The sequence below is a fragment of the Natrinema gelatinilyticum genome (assembly GCF_024266705.1).
GTDB classification, from domain to species: Archaea; Halobacteriota; Halobacteria; order Halobacteriales; family Natrialbaceae; genus Natrinema; species Natrinema gelatinilyticum.
Window position 1 is genome coordinate 1,539,107 of record NZ_CP100757.1, and the last position, 22,236, is coordinate 1,561,342.

Below are 22,236 nucleotides of genomic sequence, written 5' to 3' on the forward strand. Positions count from 1 at the left end.
GGTAATGACCTGATAATGGTTGTGATTTCGAACGTCTGACCACCTGTTTGCGGACTGGATAGTCACCGGCCGTCCGGCGGCCGCGGGCTGGTCAACGCGCTCATGCTGATCGTTCAGGCTGCGACGACAGGGATGGCCTCCTCGGGGTTGATGCGGACCACCAGCCGGGTCTCGCCCTCGCCCATCTCGGCCATATAGTCGTCGATGTCCATGTACCGCTTGCCGAGTTCGTTGATATGTTCCTCAGCCCCGTCCTCGGTGATTTCGATGACCTTACCTCGGACCGTGAGGTAGCGGTATGGGTTCTCGGGGTCGATGACAGTAAGCGCAACCGTCGGGTCGTTGCGCATGTTCCGGACCTTCCGTCGGCCATCGGCCGTGTTGACGAGGAGGTGCTCGCCGTCGTAGTCCACCCAGACCACGGTCGGGTGCGGGGTGCCGTCCGGGTCCACAGTCACCAGCACGGTGTGTGACGGGCGCTCGAATAAGTCGGTGAAATCGTCGGGAATGATCGTCACGGTATGCCTTTCACACGGGGGGGTCATCAAGGTTGCATTTTACCGTGTTGAACAAGAGACTGTATCGGGGTAAGGTCGATTGCTTGGGCTTTCAGGGCGTCAGTGACGGATTCAGGATATCAGAAGAGGAAGTAACTGTCACTAGCAGTATTTGCTAAACGGTCAGAACTATGGTATTTGAGCTGCTTTGATTAGGTGACGACGGTAATGCTTCTCCCGGATACGTCCGAAGAAGAGGAGCAGGCGGTAAGCCCTAACTCGCCGCCTGCGTGAAGTTATGGCCGATACATTTCCGTGTCTGCTCGCCGTCGTCTTGCTTCAACAGCGAGAAGCCCCTCTTACTCATCCAGTGCTGGTAGTAGTCGTTATCGTCCATTCATGCGTTGTGTGCCTTCTGCAACGGCGTCTGTTCGCGATGCTTGATCAATGGCCGCGTTGATTCGGAGCGACACTCCTCGCGGAGGACGCTCTACAAATAATTCGCGTCAGCAGCTAGTACTCGCAGGTCTTATGTCGGAGCACGGAAGACCTGCATCCCGACGTGACCGTCCCAACTCTTCCGTGTCGTGGGCATCCTTGATCGCCAGCGAGTTCACGTCGATCAAGTCGTCGTCTTCAGCGTCTGCAACGAGTGATTTGATCGGTTTCGGTAATGGTGGCTGGTTGGCCTCGCTGAAATCCACTGGCGTCGATGGTGACTTCTCCGGTCCAGCCAGCCTGTTCCGCCGAAGTGCGGAGAGGCTGTGCGGAGAGGCTGCGTAGTTCGCGCATGTCGAATTTCCGCTCCCACCGACAGAGTATCTGATCGGGCAGTTTGTCGAGATTTATACTATCGGCTGAATCTTTTTCAAGCAAGAGTGTCTCGTATCAGTATGCCCACTCTCGATAACGTATCTACTGACGACCTTCGCAACGTACTCGCGGAGGTCGAGGGAAAGAAGCCAGCACAGCGGCTGATGGCGGCGATCAACTACCTCGAGGAGGACGATGCTACCCTGAAAGAGATCGCCAATCGCTACGGGTACACCGCTGGATGGCTCTCACGGTGGCTTGACCGACTCGAACGGCTCGCCGACGAGCCGTTCGAGGACGTCGTCTACGATGAACACCGTTCCGGCAGACCGTCCAAACTCACTGAAGAAGAGCATGAGCAGTTCGTCGAGATACTTCATGAGTCTCCACAGGACGTTGGATTTGAGGCACCCGCGTGGTCTGTTCCACTCGCGAGCGCATACCTCCGTGACGAGTTCGACGTGGAATACTGTGATCGCCACGTCCGACGATTGCTCTCCGAGGCCGGGCTATCTTCCAGGACAACCCGGCCAAAGTTTCACACGTCCGACGAACGGGCCAAAAAGGCCTGGCAAGACAGGGTCAAAAAAAGCGCGACGACCTGGACGACGACACGATCCTCACGTCAGTCCACGATCGAGCGAACGCGGGGGTACATCGTCTGCCCCGACTGTGGGTTCACGTCCCCGCACAGCGCGGATTGAGATTACGGAACCTCGGGTAGCTCGTCGACAAAGTGGATCGCACGCGGCCGCTTATAGTCCGCCACGGCCGTCTGCTCGTAGCGCCAGTAGTCCTCGATGTCGTCCTCGGTGAGTGACTCGTCGGCCGGAACAACGTACGCGACGATGCGCTCGCCCAGGTCGTCGTCCGGCTCGCCAGTCACGGCGCAGTCCGCGATGTCCGAATGGGTCCGGAGCGTGCGCTCGACTTCGAGGGGGTAGACGTTCTCGCCGCCGGAGATGACGACGTTGTCGATGCGGTCAAACATGTAGTAGCGACCGTCCTCACCCAGTAGCGCGATGTCGTTGGTGTAGAGCCACTCTCCGTGGAGCGTCGCCTTGGTCTTCTCCGGTTGCTCGTAGTAGCCGTGCATGAGCTTCGGCGCGCGGACGATGAGCCGGCCGCGTTCGCCCGTCTCGACAGTGTCCGTCGGCGCAGCGTCCTCGCCCAGTTCGATCAGGCGCACGTCTACGTTGAGGAACGGCTTCCCGATGCAGTAGTCGTCCGGTCGGGCTGCGGGTATCGTCGGGTCCCGGAGGGTTACCATTCCCGTCGTCTCCGTGAGCCCGTAGACGTTGTAGTTGTGCTCGCTGAGTTCGGTTGTGATCCACTCGGTGACGTCGTCGGGGACGGGCGCGCCGGTGCTCAGGACGAGGCGTAGCGACGAGCAGTCGTACCCATCCGCGCCGACGGCCATCAGCCGCTTGAGGTGGGTGGGCACCCCCAGCATGACGGTGATCGATTCCGACTCGAACAACTCGAGCGTCCGCTCGGGATCGAACTGTGGCTGCATGACGTTCGTCGCGCCGACGAGCACGTTCGGCACCAGCACATTCAGGTAGTCTGCCGAGTGGAACATCGGCGCGACGTGCAGCACCCGATCCGTGTGCCAGTAGTCGAACTCGCTCAAGCAAGCCATCGCGTTGGCCCACACGCTCCGATGGTCGGTCTCGACAAGCTTCGGCCGCCCTGTCGTCCCCGAGGTGTGCATCATCACCGCGAGGTCCGTCGGGTCGACGTCGCCGTCGTCCGGTGCCGTCGCCGGCGCGTCCGTGCCCAGAGCTGCAAAGGGTTCGCCCAGGTCCGGATTGGCTCCCGTCGAGAAGTAGTATTCGACGGGTGTCAGGTCGGACCGGACGTCCGCGACGCAGTCTGCCACTTCCTCGTCGTACAGCAACACGGACGTCTTGGCCGTCGTCACCAGGTGGACGAGGTCGTCAGGCGAGAGCCGGAAGTTCATCGGGACCGCGACGGCCCCGCGTCTCTGGGCCGCGAAGTACGCCGTAGCCTGTTCGATACGGTTACGGGTCAGGATTCCCACTCGGTCGCCCGGGTCGACGCCCCGGTCTGCCAGCGCAGTCGCGACACGGTCGACGCGGCGGTTCCACTCGTCGTAGGTGAGCAGGCGCTCGCCCTGGACCATCGCGTCGGCGTCCGGCCAGCGCGTCGCCGCTTGGTCGAGGATTCGTCCAAGGAGCATGGATACTGGCACCTCCAGCCGAACGACATTAACAATAGTGTTTCGTATCGACTCGCCGAACGATCGCTGGCCGCCGGCGACCGGCCCGGACAGAGGTGGTGGTTTAGATAGTCGCCAGGCATAGGTCCCGGCGTGCTTTCCGGATGATACTGTACAGCGAAGCAATCCTCAACGAGCTAGGGGCCACAGCGTTCGTCGAGACGCTGCAAACCATCGACGGTGCCGGCTTCGCCAGGGCGGGAACCGCTGCTCAGTCCTGCGTCAGGACGACCTTTCCATAGAGCTTTCGCTGGTCCATCAGCTTGAAGGCGCGCTCGTACTCTTCGAGTGGCAGTCGCTCCTGGACGACCGGCTCGACGGTCTCGTCGAAGATGAACCCCATCGCCGTCTCGAAGGCGGTGCGGCTGTGGGTTGTACTGCCGTAAATTTCGAGCTGGCGGACGAACATCAGACGGAGTTCGGAAGCGGGGTTTGGTCCGGCCGTCGCCCCGGACAGGACGAGCCGGCCGCCGTGGGTGAGCGAGCGCATCGACGGGACCCACGTGTCGCCGCCGACGTTGTTGTAGACCACGTCGACGCCGCGCTTGTCCGTCAGCTCCCAAATGCGGCTGTCGAAGTCCTCCTCGGTGTAGTCGATGACATGGTCGACGCCGAGGTCCCGGAGGAACGTGGCTTTTTCCTCGCTGCTCGTGGTCCCGTACAGCGTCTGGACGTTCAGCACCTCTGTGGCGTACTGGACTGCGTAGGTGCCGACCCCACCGGTTGCGCCAACGAGGAGGACGTCGTCGTCCGGTCGAACCTTGGCGCGGTCGGCCAGCGCCCGCCAGGCGGTTCCGGCGGCCATCGGCGCCGCCGCGGCCGTCCGCAGGTCGTAGTCGTCCGGGACCGAAAGCAGGTTCTCCCGGGGGACCGGGACGTACTCGGCGAACCCACCTTTCCGATGTTCGCCGAAGACCTCGTAGTCGGCGCACATTGACTGCTCGCCCTGCAGGCAGAACTCGCACTCGTCACAGGAGAGTGCGGGGTTGACGACGACGCGATCACCGGCCGTCCAGTCGTCGACGCGCTCGCCGCACTCGGCGACGACGCCAGCGATACCCCCGCCGCCCCAGAATGGGTAGTCGGGAATGTAGTGATCGAGCTCTCGAACGGCGATGAGGTCCTGGTGGTTGAGGGCCGCAGCCTTCACGTCCACGAGCACCTCCTCTGGCCCCGGGTCAGGTTTCGGGACCGACAGCAACTGGAGATTGTCGATGCCGCCGTGTTTATGGAAGCCGACCGCACGCATTTCGTCTGTGGACATCCTTACCCCAGAGAGAGGAGCCTGGATAAAGTAAGTTCTCGTCATTCACCGGACCGTCAGAAGCACATACCAGTCATCGACCACGTGGCTTTCTATTCAGCCGTCCGACCGCCAAACCGGCCACCAACCCCAGTTGTACGGACTCTAGTGAGGACACAGCGCGGAAGAAACGGAGTGAATTACCAATAGAGCCGGCTGCTCGAGGAACACCTCTGAGAGCTGTCAGGTGACGGTGCGCCCGTGGCGGGCGCGCTGGCCGTGTCAGCGGCGGATAAAAAGTTTTTTTACGCCTCTTCGTACACGAACGGACAATGTCAAACGTTCCCAGACTGGATGCCTACTACTTCTACGAGGCGGAGTGGAGCGGATACAACGAGCTGTTCGAGGCCTTCGAGTGGGAGATCCCCGAGCAGTTCAACATGGCCGACTACGTCTGCGACCGCTGGGCCGAGGACGGCGACCGGGTCGCCATCTACACCCGACGCGCCGACGGCACCGAGACTGCGATCACGTTCGCCGAACTCCGCGAGTACACGAACGCGCTGGCGAACTACCTGGCCGACCAGGGGGTCGAACGGGGTGACCGTGTGGCAGTCAACACGCCGCAGAAGCCCGAGACCGTCGTCGCTCACGTCGCCGCGTGGAAACTCGGGGCTGTCTCCGTCCCACTGTCGGTCCTCCACGGGCCGGACTCGGTTGCCTACCGCCTGGAAGACGCCGGCTGCGTCGCCGCCGTCGTTGACGCGGGCAACGTCGAATCGTTCCGCGAAGGCTGCGCCCAGGTCGACGGCTGCGACACTGTCCTGACCGTCGCTGTCGACGACCCGGAGCCGGGTGAACGCGACCTCTGGGACGTCGTCGAGGGCGGTGACTCCGAGTTCGAGCCCGTGACGACCGACCCCGAAGAGACCGCCATCATCCTCTACACCAGCGGGACGACCGGCGACCCGAAGGGCGTCGTCCACGCTCACCGCCTCCTGCTCGGGTTCTTGCCCATGCTCGTCAACACGATCGGCAACCACGACGTTCGGGACGACGACGTGTTCTGGTCGCCGACCGAGTGGGCGTGGATCGGCACGCTCTACCTCGTCGTATTCCCGCCGCTGTTCTACGGCCAGCCCACCGTCGCGGTCGAGAGCGACAAGTTCGACTCCGAGGAGGCCTTCGACGTCATCGAGACCTTCGACGTCTCGGCTTTCTTTGCGCCACCGACCGCCCTGAGGATGATGATGCAGGTCGAAACGGACGACCTTGACGTGGACGTCAGCAGCATGCGCGCCATCTCCAGCGGCGGGGAGTCCGTTGGCGAGAGCATCAAGAAGTGGGCCAACGACGTGTTCGACGGCGCGGCAGTCAACGAGGTGTACGGCCAGACCGAGGCCGACCCCATCGTCTGCGAGTGCGAGGCAATCGGCGTCTCTCGCGAGGGCTCGATGGGCAAGGCGACGCTCGGCGCCGACGTAGTGATCGTCGACCCCGAGACGGGCGAACCTTACGAGGAGCGCGACAAGCTCGGCGAGATCGCCGTCGACTACGAAACCAGCTGGCCCATCTGCTTCAAGGAGTACTGGAATAAGCCGGAGAAGACCGCCGCGAAGATCCAGGACGGCTGGCTCCTCACCGAGGACCTCGGCCGAATGGACGAGGACGGCTACCTCTACTTCGAGAGCCGCAAGGACGACGTCATCATCTGCTCGGGCTACCGGATCAGCCCCGAGGAGATCGAGGAGTCGCTGGCCGGCCACGACGCCGTGGTCGACGCCGGCGTCATCGGCGTGCCCGACGAGCGCCGCGGCGAGATTCCCAAAGCGTTCGTGATCCTCGCGCCGGGGTATGAATCCAGCGACGACCTAGTCGAGACGCTCCAGAACCACGTCAAGGACCGGCTGGCGAAGTACCAGTACCCCCGAGCAATCGAGTTTGTCGACACCCTGCCCCAGACGGCGACCGGGAAAATACAGCGCTTCGAACTCCGCGAGTACGAAGGGGTAGAGTAGCGCTCTAGTCCCGGATTGGGACAGAGACGACGGGGATCGATGTGTTCAAAAGCACTTGTTGTGCGGTGCTCCCGAAGATTACCTTCCCTGTTGGGTTGCGCTCGTGGATGCCGATGACGAGCTCATCGGCGTCGTGCTCGCTTGCGAACGCGAGGAGTTCCTCGGACGGGTCCTTGTCCCGGATGAACTGGTGGGTCTCGACGTCGAGGTTTCCGAGGGCCGACTCGAGTTCGTCGGCCGCCCGCTTGCCGGCCTTGACGAGGTCGGTGTCGTCCGACCCGTCCGCGAGGGCGTTGACGACGAATATCTCATCGTCCCCTGTCGCTCGCTCGGCGAGGTACTCACCGATTCGTTTGCTGTCCTTTACACTCTGTGTCCCGACGACGAAACGTGTCATGCACGAACGTGCAGTTCGTGGTTACAAAAAGATTCCTACGGAATTTCGGCGACTGGGACTCCAGCGACTGGACTCTGTTGCCGTCGTCATGGCCGACCTCGCGCTCGCGATACCGACCGCGTTCGAACGACCCTTCGCCCCCGAGGCCGATGTCGTCGTCGCACCGGGGCGGCGCGGCGGCACAGCACCCTCGTCATCCGGTCGCTCGTGTTCCGGGTCGACTACCACGGCGCCTTGTTCCATGACCACCGGGGCCATCGCCGAGCGGATGGGCCCGGAGGTGGCGGCGATCGACTCGTTCCGACTCGCGATGGACGGAGACAAACCAGCCGATCTCATCGAGGTACTCCTCCATGGCGACAGCCGCGCCCGCAAGTACCTCGGCGGGACCGTCGAACTCGACGTGGACGAGAGCGGAGTCGACGTCGCCAGGGCCGATGGGGAGAACGCTTTTGTGAATCAGTGATCCTACCTATGGACATGGAATCCGACTGGAGCGTCCCGGAAGCGGACGTCATCGACGGCATCAGGGACGCCCTCGCGGCCGAACGGTCGGCAGTCCTCGTGACCATCGTGGATATCGAGGGGAGCGCCTATCGCCGCCCAGGGGCGAAGATGATCATCGATGCCGACGGCGACGGCGTCGGCAACATTACCGCAGGCTGTCTCGAAGACGAAGTGCGACGGCTCGCGGCCGAGGTACTCGACACTGGCGAACCCCGCGTCGAGACCTATGACCTGATGAACGACGAGGACGACGTTTGGGGACTCGGCGTCGGGTGCAACGGCATCATTGACGTGCTGCTCGAACCGATCGACGAGTCGTTCCGTCCGGTCGTCGAGGCGAGTGCGGCCGGGGAGGGCATCGCGACGGTCACCATCCTCGACGGCGACGCCCCCGCCGGTGCACGGGCTGTCTACCGCCCGGACGTGGGGTTCACCGACGACGAGAACCTGCCCGAGTGGATCCACACGGAAATCGAGGGGACCGTCACGGCGCTACTCGACCAGGACCAGTCTGCGACCGTGACCGTCGAGACGGCCGAGGGAACAGTGACCGCGTTTGTCGACGTCATGGCCGCGCCGCCAGAGCTGGTCGTCCTCGGCAGCGGCCCCGACATCAGACCGGTGACGGAACTCGCGAACAACTGCGACTTCCGCGTGACCGTCGTCGCGTTCCGCGGCGCAGCCGCGGACCCGGACCGGTTCCCCCATGCCGACGAGGTCCTATCGACCTCCCCGGCGGACCTCCGGTCTGCCGTCGAGTTCAATAAGTCCACCTACGCCGTCTTGATGACGCACAACTTCGTTGACGACCGACTCGCCCTCGAGGAACTGCTCGCGACGCCGGTGCCCTACGTTGGGCTACTTGGCCCGCGCGACCGCTTCGAGGAGGTTCGCGACGACATGGCCACGGACGGGGTCGACCTCGGCGAGCGCGACCGCGAGCGGATATACACCCCAGTCGGGCTCGACCTCGGGAGCGGCACGCCCTACGGCATCGCCCACAGCATCGTCGCCGAACTCCTCGCGGTCCACAACGACCGCGACCCGAAACACGTCAAGGAACGGGAGGGACCGATACACCCACGCATCGACGAATCGGTCTGACCCGGCGCGGACGATCGCCGGTGAATCGAAGAGAGAACCGCTAAGAGGGACCGAACGAGGATGTGGGTTCGTCTCGTCCGTCGGCTCTGTCACGTCAAGGGCTTCTCCGCGGGCGATGGTCTCGAAGGCGCTCACCCGGTCACCCGTCTCTAGGGCGATGTGGCACGTGAGTTGCAGCAATCTATCGGAAATTTCCTACGGTTTTCGCCGCCCTACAGGTCGTAGGAGAGGTCGAACCGTCGGTCGGCCAGCGCGGGGAAGTCGTCGCGCGCCTCCGCGACCATGTCCATGTCGACGTCGGCCACGACGGTTCGCTCGTGGAACCCAGCGTTGGCGAGCGGCGTCGCCCACGGGTCCACGACGAGGCTGTGGCCCGCAAGTTCGACGCCCTGGTTCTGTCCGACGAGGTTCGAGGAGGCCAGGAACACCTGGTTCTCAACCGCCCGCATCCGGTTGAGCATCAGCCAGTGCTCCAGCCGCGGGATGGGCCAGGCCGAGGTGACCAGGAACAGGTCCGCACCCTGGTCAACCAGCGCCCGGAACAGCTCCGGGAACCGGAGGTCGTAGCAGGTAACCAGCCCAACGGTGCCGAACTCCGTCTCGACTGTAACGACGCGCTCGCCGGGCGTCAGCAGCTCCTGCTCGCGGGAGCCGTATCCATAAGTGTGTATCTTCCGGTACGTGTCGAGGAGTTCGCCTTCGGGCGAGACGAGCCCGCTTGTATTGTAAAGGTCGTCGCCGTCCGCCTCGACGATACTCCCCGTGTGGAGGTAGAGGTCGAGTTCGTCCGCCAGCGACTGGAGGCGAGTCATCGTCGGGCCGTCGATCGGCTCCGCGCCCGACTCGTAGTCGTCGAACGCGAAGTACCCGAGGTTCCATATCTCCGGGAGAACGACCAGATCCGCGCCGCTGTCGGCGGCGTCGCGGATCCGTTCCTCGGCGTTCGCCACGTTGTCTTCCGCATTCGCTCCTGCCTCTAACTGAACGCTCGCGATTTGCATACAAACACAACGGGCGGGTCTGCCCTTAACTGTTGCTCGCTGTCACGCCGGCGCAGCGAGGCCGCGACCATCGTCGCCGCACCCGCTCACCAGGCACGACCCCGCCGACCACAACTTATAATAACCGGTACAGACAACTTTGAGATCGAATGCCAACCGAAGACAAGGAGCTGTTCGACCCGTTAGCGGAGGGTAGCGACATCGAGTGGGAGCCCGTCGAAGGGTACCCAGACGGAATCTACGAGAAGGTCCTCTACATGGACGAGGACGGCAGCCACAGCCGCATCCTCAAGTTCGAGCCGGGCGTCGAGACCGACGAGGTCCTCAGCCACGACTTCTACGAGGAGGTTTACGTCATCTCGGGCGGCCTCATCGACACGACGCTCGACGAGGTCTTTCAGGCCGGCACCTACGCCTGCCGAACGCCGGGCATGAAACACGGCCCCTACAAGACCCCCATCGGCTGCATGACCTTCGAGACGCGCTACTACGAAGACGGTAACTGACTCCGTTTCCCGGCGCCTCGCATCCCGATTGATCGGCGCGTTCACTGACTACTGCGATTTTTTCGGGTGCCGCGAACGGACAGCGGCGCGTCTGTCATACGGTCTGCTGTACCGATGTACCGGTGCAACCGCAGGACGGTCGCGGCTGCACCGGCAGTGACGTACAGTAGTCCGTATCAGTCGTCGACGACCCAGCCGAGCCGCGAGACATCGTACTCGGCGCGCATGGTGCGGTCGAGGACAGGATCGTGCAATTCCACCTCGAAGAAGTCGCCGTGGATGAGGTCACCGGTCTCGGTCCCGACGCTGCCCGAGAAGACGGCGGTGTGCTTGGTAGGCTCGGTCGTCTTCTCCTCGACGAGGTCGAAGAGGTCCGCCGGCGAGAGGATGGCCTCCAGGGTCGCGTCCTGGTAGAGCACACGCTCGCCGTCGCTGCCGGTCCAGCTGCGGAGTTCGATCTGATCCCAGTGGTCGATGATGTCGTCGAGCACCCAGAGGTTCTCGCCGACGACGTTCGGGCAGAGGCCCTTGGCGACGACGATGCTCTCGGTCTCCATCTCCCGGTCGGTGTGATCGCTCCCGACGCCGACGTATACCTCATCAGTTTTTTCTTGGGGAAAGAGAACGAACTCGGCCTCGCCGGAGGTCTCCGCAGAGAGGACCTCGATGTCGTCGCTCGTTGTGATGAGGTGGTACGGCTTGGGGTAGATGACCGGGAACTCGTCGGGCGCCTCGATGCCCTCTTCCTCGAGTTCCTCGATGTGCTTGCGGAGTTCCTCCTCGTTGCGGCCCGTCCACCCGCAGTTAGCGATGCGGTCGACGGTAACGCTCACGGTTTCGGAACTCGAAACTCCCTGTCGCTGAAGCTGTAGGTCGAGGGTTGTCACAGGTTGAGATTACGAGCGAAGAATATAAATCTACGGCTCGGATGGCCGCGAATCGGGACGCGCCGGGGAGTCAGCCTGCGAGGAACTTCTGGCGGATCTCCTCGTCGGCCAGCATGCCATCGGCGGAGTCCTCGCGCTGGATCTGGCCGTCGGTCAGCAGGTAGCCGCGGTCGGCCCGGTGGAGGATCTCCTCGGCGTTCTGCTCGACGATGAGGACGGCCGTGCCGTCGGCGTTAATCTCGTCGATCTTGTCGAAGAGATCGTCGACGAGGTGCGGGGCCAGCCCCGAGCTCGGCTCGTCCAGCAACAGGAGGTCCGGCTCCGAGATGAGTGCACGGCCGATGGCGAGCATCTGCCGCTGGCCGCCGCTCATGGTCTCGGAGATCTGGGCCGTCCGCTCCTCCAAGACGGGGAACCGCGAGTAGACGTCTTGGAGCTTCGCGTCGGAGAGTTCACCCTCGGTGTACGCGCCCATCTTCAGATTCTCGATGACCGAGAGCTTCTCGAAGATGCTGTCATCCTGGGGGACGTAGTTCATCCCCTGTCGGATGCGCTCTTCGGTCTCAAGGGCGGTGATGTCTTCCCCGGCGTACGTGACCGTCCCGCCCTTGTGGTCGGTCAGGCCGAATATCGAGTCCATCAATGTGCTCTTGCCGGCTCCGTTCGGGCCGATGATAGTGACGTACTCGCCGTCTTCCACGGAGAGGTCGATTCCATCCAGAATCTGCAGATCTCCGTACCCAGTGCGGAGATCCGAGACCTCGAGTAGCGTCATCGCGAATCACCCACGTAACGCCGCCACTGTGTTCGGCCGCCCGCCCCCAATTCAGAACGTTGGATTAGCGTGACCATGGCAAATGTAGTTATATTCAATCAGCTACTGAGTATAACCTTTTTCATTGATTGATAGTCATGAGCCGCTTGCCGGTCAACGGTAGAAGGGGAGAACCAGGGCAGTGTTAAGCCCAGAATTCGATCACCAGCTGGCTAATTGGGATCGTCCCCGGTGCCGCAGGCACCGTCGCGAACTTCCTCTCGTACCTTTAGAACTGCTTCAGCTCCCGGAACAGAATTGCTATCAGTGTCCGAAGCATATAGAAATTCATCACGTCCACAGGATCGTACGTCCGACGTTGTCAAAGCCGTTCTCAACGGACCAGTAAATGACTTGTAGCCTTTGCGGCGGCCAGTTTGCATGGTCGACCGGGCCGGGAGCCAGACCGCGTCCGCTGACGCTTTCGTTCTGAGGAAGCGGTAGTCCGAGCAACGGTAAAACCTTTAGTCGTCCGGTGTGAGGTCATACCATATGCAATTCGATGGAGAGGTCGGTATCGGTACCGACCAGCAAACGGTATGGAAGACGATCTCTGACCCGGAAGCGCTCGTCCTGTGTGTTCCGGGCGCCGAGGAGGTCGAACGGATCAGCGAGACGCACTACAACGGGACAATCAAACGCGGCATCGCCGGCGTCAACGTCGAGCTCAACGGAGAGGTCGAGATGACCGAACTCACGCCGCCCGACCGGATGGTCGCCGACGTCACGGGCGAGGACGAACTGACGGGGAGCATTATGACCGCGGACGCCCAGATGGGCCTCTCGGAGAACGGCGACGGCACGGAACTCGCCTACACCATGGACGTCGAGTTCACCGGCAAGCTGGCGACGCTTGGCTCGCGCATCATGAAGCGCAAGATCAAATCCGATATGAACACGTTCTTCGACAACCTCAAAGAACACGCTGAGGAGTAACCGACGGCCCGTCTGTCCGGACTACGATTTCTTTCGCTCGAGTTCGTACGCCAGCAGCACCTCTCGAATCACGTCCTCCGCCGGTGTGCGGAACAGCGTGTCGTCGGCGCGGTTGCCGCATGCGAAATCACAGACAAGTGGCGCGGGCCGCCCCCGCCGCCCTCGCCGGTGACGAGGTTCCCTGCGCCCGCCAACTCGTCGACGACCGACTGGACCGTCGCGCCGAGTTTCCGGCGCTCGCGGTCGTGCTCGCCACGCCAGTCCCGATTCGCCGGGTATGCCCGCCCAGCCGAGGGTGACCCCGCGCTGGCCGTGGCGGAACGGCCAGCGCGGGCTGTCGGTGATGACGAGCGCCGCGTCGGCGGACAGGCGTTCGGGGATGCGAGCCGCGCTTGCCGACGGGCTGGCGCAACAGGAGCAGGTTCGCGTCGGGGACGTTCGAGCGGTCGATGCCCGCGTTGACAGAGATGTGCCCGAACGGCGTGACCGCCAGTACGAACGGCGTCTCCAGCAACAGTTCGTCGCTCGCCTTGATGACGGCCTGGACGAACCGCAGGTCCCGCTGTTCGCTCATGGCCTCCTCAAGGGTAGCGGCGATCTGCTTGGCGCTCTCGCTCGGCGGGAACGCCGCGAGGTCGGCTGTGCGGCCCTCTACCTTCGAGATGATGGTGCTCGCGACGACGAGGACGTCGCCGTCCCGGACCGTCGTCTCGCGTTCGACGGGGTCGGCGATGTCGTCGTTCGGTTCGAACTCCGGGAGTCCGGAGATCCCTGTCACGTTTATAGTGGTTGCTCGCGGGCGACCGGCAAAAGCGCCGCGGTGGGACGGCCCAGTCAGTCGTCCATGCCCGCCGGGACCTCGGCCGGGTTCGGCTCCCTACCGTCGGCATCGCCGGGGAGGTGCCTGTCGAACAGTGACTGGTATTCGGCAATGTGTTCCTTGGGCAGCGGCGTGGTCACCAGGCTGACGGCGAAGAACACGACGCCGGTGACGATGAATGTGTAGATGACGAACCCGAAGCTCGACACGAGCTGGGGAAGGCCAAGGCCGCCGTACTTGACGCCGAAGATGGTGACCAGGCCGGCGACGAGCGACGCGATACCGCCTGCCGCCGTGGCGCCGTCCCAGTAGAACATCCCGATGGTGAGCCAGAACAGGACCAGAAAGCCCGTGAACGCGATGGCGGTGATCTCCGCGATGAATCCAGGCTCGGTGAGGCTGACGGCGAAGGCGACGATCATCGAGACGGCGATGACGGCCCAGCCGATCCGCTCGAGGGAGTCACCGTCAGCGTCGGGGTTGACGTACGGCCGGTAGAAGTCGTCGACGACGGTCGCCGAGATGGTACACAGCAGTGAGTCGGCCGTCGACATCATGGCTGCGATTGCGGCCGCGATGACGACCGTGCCGAGGTAGGGGTACTGCTCCCCGAGGAACACCGGCAACGCGCTGTCGGCGTTCTCGATGCCCGGCATGGCCATCTTGATACCGAACCCGAGGAACATCGTCGGGATGTACGCGAGCAGCACGATGGCACCGGCACCGATCGAGATAGTTCGCAGCGTCGAGAGGTCCTTCGACGCGATGGCGCGCCGGTAGAACTCCGGTTGGAAGATGAACCCGACGACGAACGCCAGGAACAGTGCCACGTGCAAGGTGATGAGGTCGACCCCGAGGAGGCCGGTGTAGCTCATGCCCTTGGAGAACTGGCTGACGTAGTCGCCGAAGAAGGCGCTAACGCCGCCGTGGTCGATCAGGAAGTATACCATCAGGATCCACGCCATCAGGAAGAAGAACACACCCTGGATGGAGTCGGTCCAGGTGACGGCCCGGAACCCGCCGATGACGGTGTAGACGATGATGACGACGGTCATGAACGCCGCGCCCATCTCGAAGGAGACCAGACCGTTCGTGATTCCCTCCAACGCCAGTCCGCCGGCGAGCAACTGGACCACGATGTAGGGAATGAGAAAGATCACGGTCAGGAGCGCGAGCAGCGCACGGATGGTATCACTCTGGTAGTAGTGACCGAACATCCGCGGGATCGTGATGTGGCCGAACTTCTTGGACAGCACCCAGAAGCGCGAGCCGAAGTACCAGAGGAACGCCACCACGAGCGGACTGGAGGCGAGGCTCCCGAGCACCCACGGGAAGCCGAACTGGTAGAAGAAGCCGACATTCCCGAACATGAAGTATCCACTCTGGAACGTCGCGAAGATCGTCAGGATACCGAAGATGGGCGTCAATTTCCGGCCGAGCAGGAAGTAGTCCTCAATGTTCCCGCGTTCGGTTTCCTCGTAGGAGCGATAGCCAAGTCCCAGTAACACGACGACGTACATTAGGACGACGGCGATGGCGATCTGTGGTTGTGTTACCATCTCTTATCCCTCCTTGAAGACGCGGTCGGTCTTGGGCTCCTCGACGCCGGTGAGGTCGATTCTGTACAGGAAGTAGCCGACGATCGTGACCAGGAGACCGGTCATCACGACGACGTAGAGGACGTTCGCGGGAACGCCTAACAGCGTCGTCGGCGCCGACGCTCCGGTCGGTGACAGCTGTTTCACGACGTACCCGGTGTTGAACGACCACACGAGTGTCGACCAGAGGCCGAGAAACACGACCCACATTAGTAGCTCGGTACGCGAGGTATTAGCATTCATGACTTCGATTCACACATGAATATCATACTACATAATATTATCCATAAGTATATGATTGATTACACAAAGGTGACTAGTTCGGGTCTCTGACTGCGATTTGGGAGTCGGTACCCCGCTCGACAACCGTTCCATTCTACCGACATATTTCGAGGACCGCCCTCGCGTCGAGGCTAGTCTGTAGCGCCTACAATGCCGCCTCGGGGTGTGGTTCCAGCGTCACCGTCACGGGCCGTCGTTGTCGAGTTGGACGAACGTGATCTGGGTCGTCATCGAACGGTCACTGGAAGCGCACGCCGAGGTCGTGCATCCCGTCGTTGTTCATCGCGAGGTTAATGAGCAGCGGCGTAATTGCCTCGACCTCCGGGGAGTTGGCCAGGCCGCCAGCGTCGAGAGCCCGGAGCCCGTCGATGGCCTCGACGATGTCGCCGACCGTCGCCTTGGCGTCGGCGCTGTCGCCGGTCAGAATGACGTCGGCCGCCAGGTCGTTGCCGAGGTTGGTCAGCGCGCCGGCCGCGACGTTCTGGAAGGCCCCCACGACCGGGACGCCGTCGGGCGCGGCCGCCGCGACCGCCTCCGCGACGCTGCCCTCGGCCGGTGGGTCGTAGTGGAAGCCGTCGCCGTCGCGGTCCATCTGCGTCGCCGGGCAGACGAGGACGTCCCCGTCGTCGAGGTCGTCGGCCACTGTCTCGACGGTGCCGACTGCGTATTCTGGTGGCACGCTCGCCACGACGACGTCGGACGTGGCCGTCGCCTCCGAGTTGCTGTACCCCTCTATGGCCACGTCGTGGCCGCGTTCGCCCAGCAGTTCGACGTACTCACCGGCGCGGCGCTCGGCCTTCTCGGCGTCACGCGAACCGATGACGACCTCGTGGTCGGTGTCGCGGGCCAGTCGAAGCGCGATTCCTTCTCCGATGTCGCCAGTACCGCCTAACAGTGCGACTCGCATAGGAAAACGTTCCGTAACGCGGGAGATATATGTTCTGATGCGTCCCGGGCCGACTGGCCGCAGGGGCAATCCCCTGAGAGCCGACCCTAGAGTTCGCGCATTCCCTCTTCGACGAGCCGGGGCAAGACCCGGTCCGGCGTCAGGGGCAGTTCGGTGAAGCGGATGCCCGTCGCATCGGCGACGGCGTTGGCGACGGCCGCCGGAACCGGGACGAGCGGGCACTCGCCGACGCCCTTCTGCCCGTGGGAGGTCGTCGGGTCGGGCGTTTCCACCTCGTCGATCTTGTTGATGAGGGGGACGTCCTTGGCGGTCGGGAGGTGGTAGTCGACCAGCGAGCCGTTGGTGAGGTTCCCGCTACCGTCGTAGTCGTAGTGCTCCAAGAGCACCTCGCCGAGTGCCTGGGCGATGGCGCCCTGAGTCTGCCCCTCGATCATCTTCGGGTTGATGGCCTTCCCGACGTCCTCGCTGATGGCCACGTCGACCACATCTATCTCGCCCGTGGTCGGATCGATGTCGACGACGACGGCGAGACAACCCCAGGTGTAGCCGTGCGAGAGGCTCCCCTTGGGGTCGGGAACCTCGGCCTCCTGGCTGTCGAAGCGCGCGCGCCCGACCAGCGGGATGCCGTCTTTCATCTCGTCGGGGCGGTCCTCGGGATTCGCGAAGGTGGCCTCGTGGGCGAGGTCCGCCATGGGAACGGCGTTGTTGGGATTGCCCGTCTCGCGGACGCCGCCGCCGGCGAACTCGACCGCGTCCTCGTCAACGTCGAGCATCAGCGCGGCCAGCGGTCGGAGATTCTCCTTGAGGTCCTCGGCGGCCTTCGCCGCCGCGGAACCACCGATTATCGTCCCGCGGTCGGCCCACACGCCGAAGCCCTCCGGAGTCACGTCAGAGTCACCGATGATGGGTTTGACTTCCTCGGAGGTGACCCCGAGCGTGTCGGCGACGATCTGGACGATGCCCGTCTCAGTCCCCTGGCCAATGCTGGCGGTGCCGATGAGGACCGTTATCTCGCCGAACTTGTTCATCTGGACGACGGCGGCATCGGACTCGGTGCCAGCGACCTTCTTGTTGCCACCGCGCTTCATGAGCGTCCCCATGCCGACGCCCCGGAGCTTGCCGTCCTTGGTGCGACCGGTGTTGCGGTGGTCGTCCCAGTTTATCATGTCCTGGACACGGTCGAAGCATTCGTGGATGTCGGCACCGCGCCAGTTGATGCCGGTCGGCGAGCGCATCGGCATGTCCTCGAGTTCCGGCGCGTTCTGCCGCCTGATCGCCATCGGGTCGACGCCCAGTTCCGCGCAGGCTTCCTCGAGCAACTGCTCGCGGGCGAATGTGTACTGGGGGTCACCGAAGCCGCGGACCGCTGACCCGGGCATCACGTTCGTATACAGCGCCTTTCCGCGGATGTGCTGGTTCGGGATGTAGTACGGCCCGGCGGACGTGATCCCAGCCGAGGAGATGACGGCCGGTCCGAAACTCGCGTGCGCGCCGGTGCTCTGGAGGACTTCGACGTCCCAGCCGACGATGTCGCCGTCGTCGTCGAGGGCCAGCCGAGCGTTCAGGCGTTCGTCGTGGCGCCCGCGGCCGGCCTGCATCTCCTCAAGGCGGTCCAGCACCAGCTTGATGGGCCGGCCCAGTGCCATCGAGAGGGCCGACGCACAGACCTCGTGGGGGAACGCTTCGATCTTCACGCCGAAGCCGCCGCCGATGTCGGGAATCTTGACGACGATGTTCGATGGGGCGAGGTCGGCGAGTGCCTCAGAGAGGTACTCCTTCATCAGGTGGGGTGCCTGGTTCGACGAGTGGAGCGTCAGTTCCTGCTCGCCTGGATTATAGTCGGCGACGCAGCCCTTCGGCTCCAGCGGCGTCGGGTTGGTCTTGTTGGTTTCGAAGGTGTCCTCGACGACAACCGCCGCGTCCTCGAAGGCCCCGCCGACGTCACCGACCTGGAGGTCGTACTCCGAGGCGATGTTGCCGTCGACGTCGATGTCGGGGTCGGCGTCCAAGTCCGGGTGCAGGATGGGGGCGTCGTCATCAAGCGCGTCGTCGACACCGGTGACCGTGTCGAGGCGCTCGTATTCGACGTCGACCTTCTCGGCGGCCAGGGTCGCCGTCAGTCGGTCCTTGGCCACGACGACGGCCAGTTCGTCGCCGACGAACCGTGCGCGGTCGGTAGACAGCGGCTTCTCGTCGGGGAGAATGAGCCCGTAGGGCTCGATATACGGTTCTAGATCCTCGCCGGTCCAGACGAGTTCGACGCCGTCCATGGCCTCGGCCTCGCTCGTATCGATGTCGACGATGCGTGCGTGCGCGAGCTGGCTGCGCACGAACCGAGCGTGGCGCTGTCCGGAGATGTTGATGTCGTCGACGAACTGGCCGGTGCCAGTGACGAGGCGACGACCGAACTTGCTGTTGACGGACTTGCCGACCTCGCCCTCGCTCTCGGTCGCTTCCGCCCGCGTTTCCTGTTCGTGCTCTTGCGTGAGGTCGGATTTGCTCATCGTTCCTCCTGTTGCATCTCGGCAGCTTTCTGGACGCTGTCGATTATCTTCGTGTAGCCGGTGCACCGACAGATGTTGCCCGCCAGGTGGTCCCGAATCTCCGGGATGGTCGGGTCCTCGTTCTCCTCGAGCAGCGCCGCCGCGGAGACCACGAACCCGGGCGTGCAGAAGCCACACTGCATCCCGTGTTCATCCCAGAAGGCCTCCTGAACCGGGTGAAGCTCGTCACCGTCCATCAGGCCCTCGACAGTCGTGAGCTCCTTCCCGTCGACCTGCGCGGCGAGCATGTTACAGGACTTCACCGGGTCGCCGTCTAGCAGGACCGTACAGGCACCGCACTTCGCCGTCTCGCACCCGCGGTGGGTGCCGGTCAGGTGCTCGTGATCGCGCAGGAACTCCGAGAGGAGCGTGCGCGCCGGCAGCGTCTCCTCGAGCGAGCGTCCGTTGAGCGTTACGTCTATCGTGATGGTCTCAGTTGCACTCATTCGATGTCACCTCCTGCGCGGTCGATCGCCGTAACGAGCGCCCGCTTTGCCAGCGTCTTCGTTATCTCGCGTTTGAACTCGACCGAGCCGTCAGAGTCCTCCATCGGCTCGGACTCGTCACCGACCAGTTCCGCGACTTCCGTGACGACCGCCTCGGTCAGCGTCTCGCCCTCCAGTTGGGCCTCGGCGTCGGGCATCGGCGTCGGACCGGGCTCAATGGCGCCGGTAACTAGCGTCGCGGCTGCCACCTCGTCGCCGTCGAGTTCGACCACGGCCGCCACCGTCGCCGTCGGGTAGGCGCCGGCGCTGGGCTCGTACTTCTGGTAAGCCGCCCCGAGCGGAGGCTCGACGACCGGGAACACCACTTCCGTGACGATCTCGTCTTTCCCGAGTTCCGTCTCGTAGAAGCCGTGGAAGAACGACGAAGCGTCGTAGGCATGCTCGCCGTCGGGCCCGCAGCTCTTTATCTCCGCGTCGAGCGCCGTGGCCACAACCGGTGGGTCGCCTGCGGGGTCGGCGTGGGCGACGGCCCCGCAGATGGTGCCGCGGTTTCGGACCTGCGTGTCGCCGATCTCGGCCGCCGTCTCCGCGAGCATCTCACAATGGTCCGCGACGGTCTCCGAGTTCGCGACGTCGTTGTGGCGAACCAGGCACCCGATCCGCAACTCATCGCCGTCGACCTGGATATAGTCCTGGTCCTGTACCTCGTTGATGTCGACCAGAAGCTCATAGTTGGTCAGTCGCTGTCTGAGCATCGGCATGAGGCTCTGGCCGCCGGAGATGATGGTCGCGTCATCGCCGTGCTTCCCGAGTAACGCCGCCGCGTCGGCGAGCGTCTCTGGGCTTGTATATTTGATATCTCGTAGCATATCCCTCTCGCTAAATGTTGTGTCGTCGTCTCACATAAGGATTCCCGATGTTTTTTGCCAATCTGCGTAGAAGCGGTAGGATTTGTTTTACTCTCGCGCACGAGTGTCGCAGGGTCGAGACCGTCCCATCTACCTGACCAGCCCTTACCATCAGTCGTCCATAACGTGGGTCACGTAGACTGCCTTCTCATGGGTGAAGAAGTCGATGGCCTGGCGACCCTGCTCCTTGTAGGTCTCCGTGCTGGACATCTTCATGCCGCCAAACGGCAGCTGGAACTCGATGCCGGTCGTCGTCTGATTCACCTTCACGACGCCGGCCTCGATGTCGCCGACGAACTCCTTGGCGTAGTCGAGCCGATTAGTGCAAATGCTCGCAGAGAGGCCGTACTGGGTGTCGTTCGCTAGCTCGACGGCCTCCTCGTAGTCGCTGACCTGCATGACGCCGACGATCGGGCCGAAGATCTCCTCGTTCATGAGGCGCATGTCGTGGTCGACGTCGGTGAAGATGGTGGGCTCGACGAAGTAGCCGTCCTCGACGCCATCGGGGTCTACGACCCGGCCGCCGTAGTGGAGCGTCGCGCCCTCCTCCCGGCCCAGTTTGATGTAGTCACACACCTTTTCGAAACCGTCCTCGTCGGCCTTCGGGCCGACCTCCGTAGCCGGGTCGAGTGGATCCCCGACGACCATCTCCTCGGTCGCTTCGGTCAGGGCTGCCAGGTACTCGTCGTAGACCTCCTCAAAGACGTAGACGCGGCTCGTCGCCGTACAGGACTGGCCGGTCGCCGCGAACGCGCCGGCAGTAGTGAGCTCGACCGCCGTCTCGATGCCCGCCGTGTCATCGACGATGAGCGGGTTCTTCCCGCCCATCTCGCACTGGACGCGCTTGCCCTCGGCAGCCGTATCCTCGTAGACGTACATGCCGGCCTCGGTGCTGCCGGTGAAGGAGACGATGTCAATATCGTCGTTCTTCGTGATCTCGTCGCCAATCTGGCTGCCCGGCCCGGTGACGAAGTTGAGGACGCCGTCGGGCAACCCTGCGTGGTCGAACGCCTGCGCAACGACGGCGGCGACCGCCGGTGAGGACGAGGCGGGCTTGAGGATGATCGTGTTCCCCGCAACCAGCGCCGGCGCCAGCTTCCAGATGGGGATAGCGATGGGATAGTTCCACGGCGTGATGAGCCCTACCGTGCCCAGCGGTTCGCGCTCAGTGTAGGCATGAGTGTTCTCGGACCCGCTCGGCGGCGCGTCGCCGCCGTAGTCGCGGGCGATCTCTGCGTAGTAGTTCAGCAGGTCGACGGCGCGCTGGACCTCGCCATCCGCGATCGAGACGGGCTTGCCCATCTCCCGGGCGATCAGCTCGGCGACGTCCTCGCGCTTGTCCTCGACGAACGCGGCCGCGTCGCGCAGGTAGCCCCCGCGGGCGTGCGGGGACATGTCCGCCCACTCGTCCTGGGCCGCCACCGCAACGTCGATGGCCTCTCGGGCAACCTCTCGAGGGGAACTCGGGAACTCCGAGACCACCTCGTCGGGGACGGACGGGTTCCGGCTCTCGATGAATCCGGCGTCGTCCGGCGCGGTCCACTCGCCACCGATGTAGTTGGCCTCGTGGCTAGGTACGCTAGGGTCTGTCAACATACGTGAGAACCGTCTGCAGGAGAAATGAAAGACCTTACGGTCGGCTATTCGAACGATTCGCGTCGTAAGTCCTGCAGGCCGCCGGTTCCGGTCAGTACAGTAGCGTGGCTTCCTCCCCATCCTACTCGCTCGCCAGCGGTAGTCCGAACCGGGCCCGCAACGTCGGATCGC

At 63.5% G+C, this 22,236-nt stretch carries 19 protein-coding genes and 3 pseudogenes; 6 read left to right on the forward strand and 16 right to left on the reverse strand.

Translation table 11 applies throughout. The features are described from left to right. Positions 1 to 113 precede the first annotated feature (113 nt). Positions 114 to 518: a PPOX class F420-dependent oxidoreductase gene (locus tag NJU76_RS25310; RefSeq protein ID WP_254533174.1), complete on the reverse strand. Its 405-nt coding sequence runs from the start codon at positions 516 to 518 to the stop codon at positions 114 to 116. Between the two features lie 253 nt (positions 519 to 771). Beyond that, positions 772 to 1,340 (reverse strand): annotated as a pseudogene (locus tag NJU76_RS25315) (transposase); the annotation flags it as partial. 50 nt (positions 1,341 to 1,390) lie between these two features. Here NJU76_RS25315 and NJU76_RS25320 point away from each other — a divergent pair. Further along, positions 1,391 to 1,935, forward strand: a pseudogene (locus NJU76_RS25320) (helix-turn-helix domain-containing protein); the annotation flags it as partial. A gap of 81 nt (positions 1,936 to 2,016) precedes the next feature. Here NJU76_RS25320 and NJU76_RS25325 read toward each other — a convergent pair. Further along, complete coding sequence (locus NJU76_RS25325) at positions 2,017 to 3,513, reverse strand: class I adenylate-forming enzyme family protein (protein ID WP_254533175.1); 1,497 nt, start codon at positions 3,511 to 3,513, stop codon at positions 2,017 to 2,019. Between the two features lie 250 nt (positions 3,514 to 3,763). Continuing rightward, positions 3,764 to 4,816, reverse strand: coding sequence for a zinc-binding dehydrogenase (locus NJU76_RS25330; protein ID WP_254533176.1), 1,053 nt, complete (start codon positions 4,814 to 4,816; stop codon positions 3,764 to 3,766). 311 nt (positions 4,817 to 5,127) lie between these two features. Between NJU76_RS25330 and NJU76_RS25335 the strand changes: the two genes are divergently transcribed. Further along, the gene (locus NJU76_RS25335; RefSeq protein WP_254533177.1) at positions 5,128 to 6,813 is read left to right on the forward strand and encodes an acetate--CoA ligase; all 1,686 of its coding nucleotides are present in this window, start codon (positions 5,128 to 5,130) and stop codon (positions 6,811 to 6,813) included. Between the two features lie 4 nt (positions 6,814 to 6,817). On the opposite strand, the gene NJU76_RS25340 is transcribed toward NJU76_RS25335, so the two are convergent. Next, entirely contained in the window at positions 6,818 to 7,210 is a 393-nt protein-coding gene (locus NJU76_RS25340) for a universal stress protein (RefSeq protein ID WP_254533178.1), read from the reverse strand. On the opposite strand from NJU76_RS25340, the gene NJU76_RS25345 reads away from it, so the two are divergent. Beyond that, the gene (locus NJU76_RS25345; RefSeq protein ID WP_254533179.1) at positions 7,209 to 7,676 is read left to right on the forward strand and encodes a glycosyltransferase family protein; all 468 of its coding nucleotides are present in this window, start codon (positions 7,209 to 7,211) and stop codon (positions 7,674 to 7,676) included. The genes NJU76_RS25340 and NJU76_RS25345 overlap by 2 nt on opposite strands. A gap of 14 nt (positions 7,677 to 7,690) precedes the next feature. After that, positions 7,691 to 8,821, forward strand: coding sequence for an XdhC family protein (locus NJU76_RS25350; RefSeq protein ID WP_254533180.1), 1,131 nt, complete (start codon positions 7,691 to 7,693; stop codon positions 8,819 to 8,821). Positions 8,822 to 9,033: 212 nt separating this feature from the next. Here the strand turns inward: NJU76_RS25350 and NJU76_RS25355 are convergent, their stop codons facing one another. After that, entirely contained in the window at positions 9,034 to 9,822 is a 789-nt protein-coding gene (locus tag NJU76_RS25355) for a carbon-nitrogen family hydrolase (RefSeq protein WP_254533181.1), read from the reverse strand. A gap of 149 nt (positions 9,823 to 9,971) precedes the next feature. Between NJU76_RS25355 and NJU76_RS25360 the strand changes: the two genes are divergently transcribed. Then, positions 9,972 to 10,328: a cupin domain-containing protein gene (locus NJU76_RS25360; protein ID WP_254533182.1), complete on the forward strand. Its 357-nt coding sequence runs from the start codon at positions 9,972 to 9,974 to the stop codon at positions 10,326 to 10,328. A 176-nt stretch (positions 10,329 to 10,504) separates the two neighbouring features. Here NJU76_RS25360 and NJU76_RS25365 read toward each other — a convergent pair whose 3' ends face one another. Next, on the reverse strand, positions 10,505 to 11,215 hold the full coding sequence (locus NJU76_RS25365) for a DUF2848 family protein (RefSeq protein WP_254533183.1): 711 nt from the start codon (positions 11,213 to 11,215) through the stop codon (positions 10,505 to 10,507). A 70-nt stretch (positions 11,216 to 11,285) separates the two neighbouring features. Then, positions 11,286 to 11,990 (reverse strand): ABC transporter ATP-binding protein, encoded by a 705-nt coding sequence (locus NJU76_RS25370; protein ID WP_254533184.1) that lies wholly within the window; start codon positions 11,988 to 11,990, stop codon positions 11,286 to 11,288. A 531-nt stretch (positions 11,991 to 12,521) separates the two neighbouring features. Between NJU76_RS25370 and NJU76_RS25375 the strand changes: the two genes are divergently transcribed. Beyond that, complete coding sequence (locus NJU76_RS25375; protein WP_254533185.1) at positions 12,522 to 12,965, forward strand: SRPBCC family protein; 444 nt, start codon at positions 12,522 to 12,524, stop codon at positions 12,963 to 12,965. Positions 12,966 to 12,986: 21 nt separating this feature from the next. On the opposite strand, the pseudogene cofE reads toward NJU76_RS25375, so the two are convergent. From cofE to NJU76_RS25415, 8 genes and pseudogenes are all read right to left on the reverse strand, one after another. Then, a pseudogene (cofE, locus tag NJU76_RS25380) lies at positions 12,987 to 13,749 on the reverse strand (coenzyme F420-0:L-glutamate ligase). A gap of 50 nt (positions 13,750 to 13,799) precedes the next feature. Next, positions 13,800 to 15,344: a sodium:solute symporter family protein gene (locus tag NJU76_RS25385; RefSeq protein WP_254533186.1), complete on the reverse strand. Its 1,545-nt coding sequence runs from the start codon at positions 15,342 to 15,344 to the stop codon at positions 13,800 to 13,802. Positions 15,345 to 15,347: 3 nt separating this feature from the next. Beyond that, positions 15,348 to 15,626 carry a hypothetical protein gene (locus NJU76_RS25390; protein WP_254533187.1) on the reverse strand — a complete coding sequence of 93 codons (279 nt, stop codon included), beginning with the start codon at positions 15,624 to 15,626 and terminating at the stop codon, positions 15,348 to 15,350. Positions 15,627 to 15,903: 277 nt separating this feature from the next. Continuing rightward, entirely contained in the window at positions 15,904 to 16,572 is a 669-nt protein-coding gene (gene npdG, locus NJU76_RS25395; RefSeq protein WP_254533188.1) for an NADPH-dependent F420 reductase, read from the reverse strand. Between the two features lie 86 nt (positions 16,573 to 16,658). Beyond that, positions 16,659 to 19,076 carry a xanthine dehydrogenase family protein molybdopterin-binding subunit gene (locus NJU76_RS25400; protein ID WP_254533189.1) on the reverse strand — a complete coding sequence of 806 codons (2,418 nt, stop codon included), beginning with the start codon at positions 19,074 to 19,076 and terminating at the stop codon, positions 16,659 to 16,661. After that, positions 19,073 to 19,561 (reverse strand): (2Fe-2S)-binding protein, encoded by a 489-nt coding sequence (locus NJU76_RS25405; protein ID WP_254533190.1) that lies wholly within the window; start codon positions 19,559 to 19,561, stop codon positions 19,073 to 19,075. Before NJU76_RS25405 ends, NJU76_RS25400 begins: the two co-directional genes overlap by 4 nt. Beyond that, complete coding sequence (locus NJU76_RS25410) at positions 19,558 to 20,430, reverse strand: FAD binding domain-containing protein (RefSeq protein ID WP_254533191.1); 873 nt, start codon at positions 20,428 to 20,430, stop codon at positions 19,558 to 19,560. Before NJU76_RS25410 ends, NJU76_RS25405 begins: the two co-directional genes overlap by 4 nt. A gap of 150 nt (positions 20,431 to 20,580) precedes the next feature. Continuing rightward, on the reverse strand, positions 20,581 to 22,065 hold the full coding sequence (locus NJU76_RS25415) for an aldehyde dehydrogenase family protein (RefSeq protein ID WP_254533192.1): 1,485 nt from the start codon (positions 22,063 to 22,065) through the stop codon (positions 20,581 to 20,583). Positions 22,066 to 22,236: the final 171 nt, after the last annotated feature.

Bases quoted from the DNA above. Each gene is read 5' to 3' on its own strand.
- NJU76_RS25375 (WP_254533185.1), top strand. From the start codon at position 12,522: ATGCAATTCGATGGAGAGGTCGGTATCGGTACCGACCAGCAAACGGTA.
- NJU76_RS25330 (WP_254533176.1), bottom strand. From the start codon at position 4,816: ATGTCCACAGACGAAATGCGTGCGGTCGGCTTCCATAAACACGGCGGC.
- NJU76_RS25355 (WP_254533181.1), bottom strand. From the start codon at position 9,822: ATGCAAATCGCGAGCGTTCAGTTAGAGGCAGGAGCGAATGCGGAAGAC.
- NJU76_RS25325 (WP_254533175.1), bottom strand. From the start codon at position 3,513: ATGCTCCTTGGACGAATCCTCGACCAAGCGGCGACGCGCTGGCCGGAC.
- NJU76_RS25345 (WP_254533179.1), top strand. From the start codon at position 7,209: ATGCACGAACGTGCAGTTCGTGGTTACAAAAAGATTCCTACGGAATTT.
- NJU76_RS25340 (WP_254533178.1), bottom strand. From the start codon at position 7,210: ATGACACGTTTCGTCGTCGGGACACAGAGTGTAAAGGACAGCAAACGA.
- NJU76_RS25360 (WP_254533182.1), top strand. From the start codon at position 9,972: ATGCCAACCGAAGACAAGGAGCTGTTCGACCCGTTAGCGGAGGGTAGC.
- NJU76_RS25385 (WP_254533186.1), bottom strand. From the start codon at position 15,344: ATGGTAACACAACCACAGATCGCCATCGCCGTCGTCCTAATGTACGTC.
- NJU76_RS25400 (WP_254533189.1), bottom strand. From the start codon at position 19,076: ATGAGCAAATCCGACCTCACGCAAGAGCACGAACAGGAAACGCGGGCG.
- NJU76_RS25405 (WP_254533190.1), bottom strand. From the start codon at position 19,561: ATGAGTGCAACTGAGACCATCACGATAGACGTAACGCTCAACGGACGC.
- NJU76_RS25415 (WP_254533192.1), bottom strand. From the start codon at position 22,065: ATGTTGACAGACCCTAGCGTACCTAGCCACGAGGCCAACTACATCGGT.
- NJU76_RS25335 (WP_254533177.1), top strand. From the start codon at position 5,128: ATGTCAAACGTTCCCAGACTGGATGCCTACTACTTCTACGAGGCGGAG.
- NJU76_RS25410 (WP_254533191.1), bottom strand. From the start codon at position 20,430: ATGCTACGAGATATCAAATATACAAGCCCAGAGACGCTCGCCGACGCG.
- NJU76_RS25390 (WP_254533187.1), bottom strand. From the start codon at position 15,626: ATGAATGCTAATACCTCGCGTACCGAGCTACTAATGTGGGTCGTGTTT.
- npdG (WP_254533188.1), bottom strand. From the start codon at position 16,572: ATGCGAGTCGCACTGTTAGGCGGTACTGGCGACATCGGAGAAGGAATC.
- NJU76_RS25350 (WP_254533180.1), top strand. From the start codon at position 7,691: ATGGAATCCGACTGGAGCGTCCCGGAAGCGGACGTCATCGACGGCATC.
- NJU76_RS25370 (WP_254533184.1), bottom strand. From the start codon at position 11,990: ATGACGCTACTCGAGGTCTCGGATCTCCGCACTGGGTACGGAGATCTG.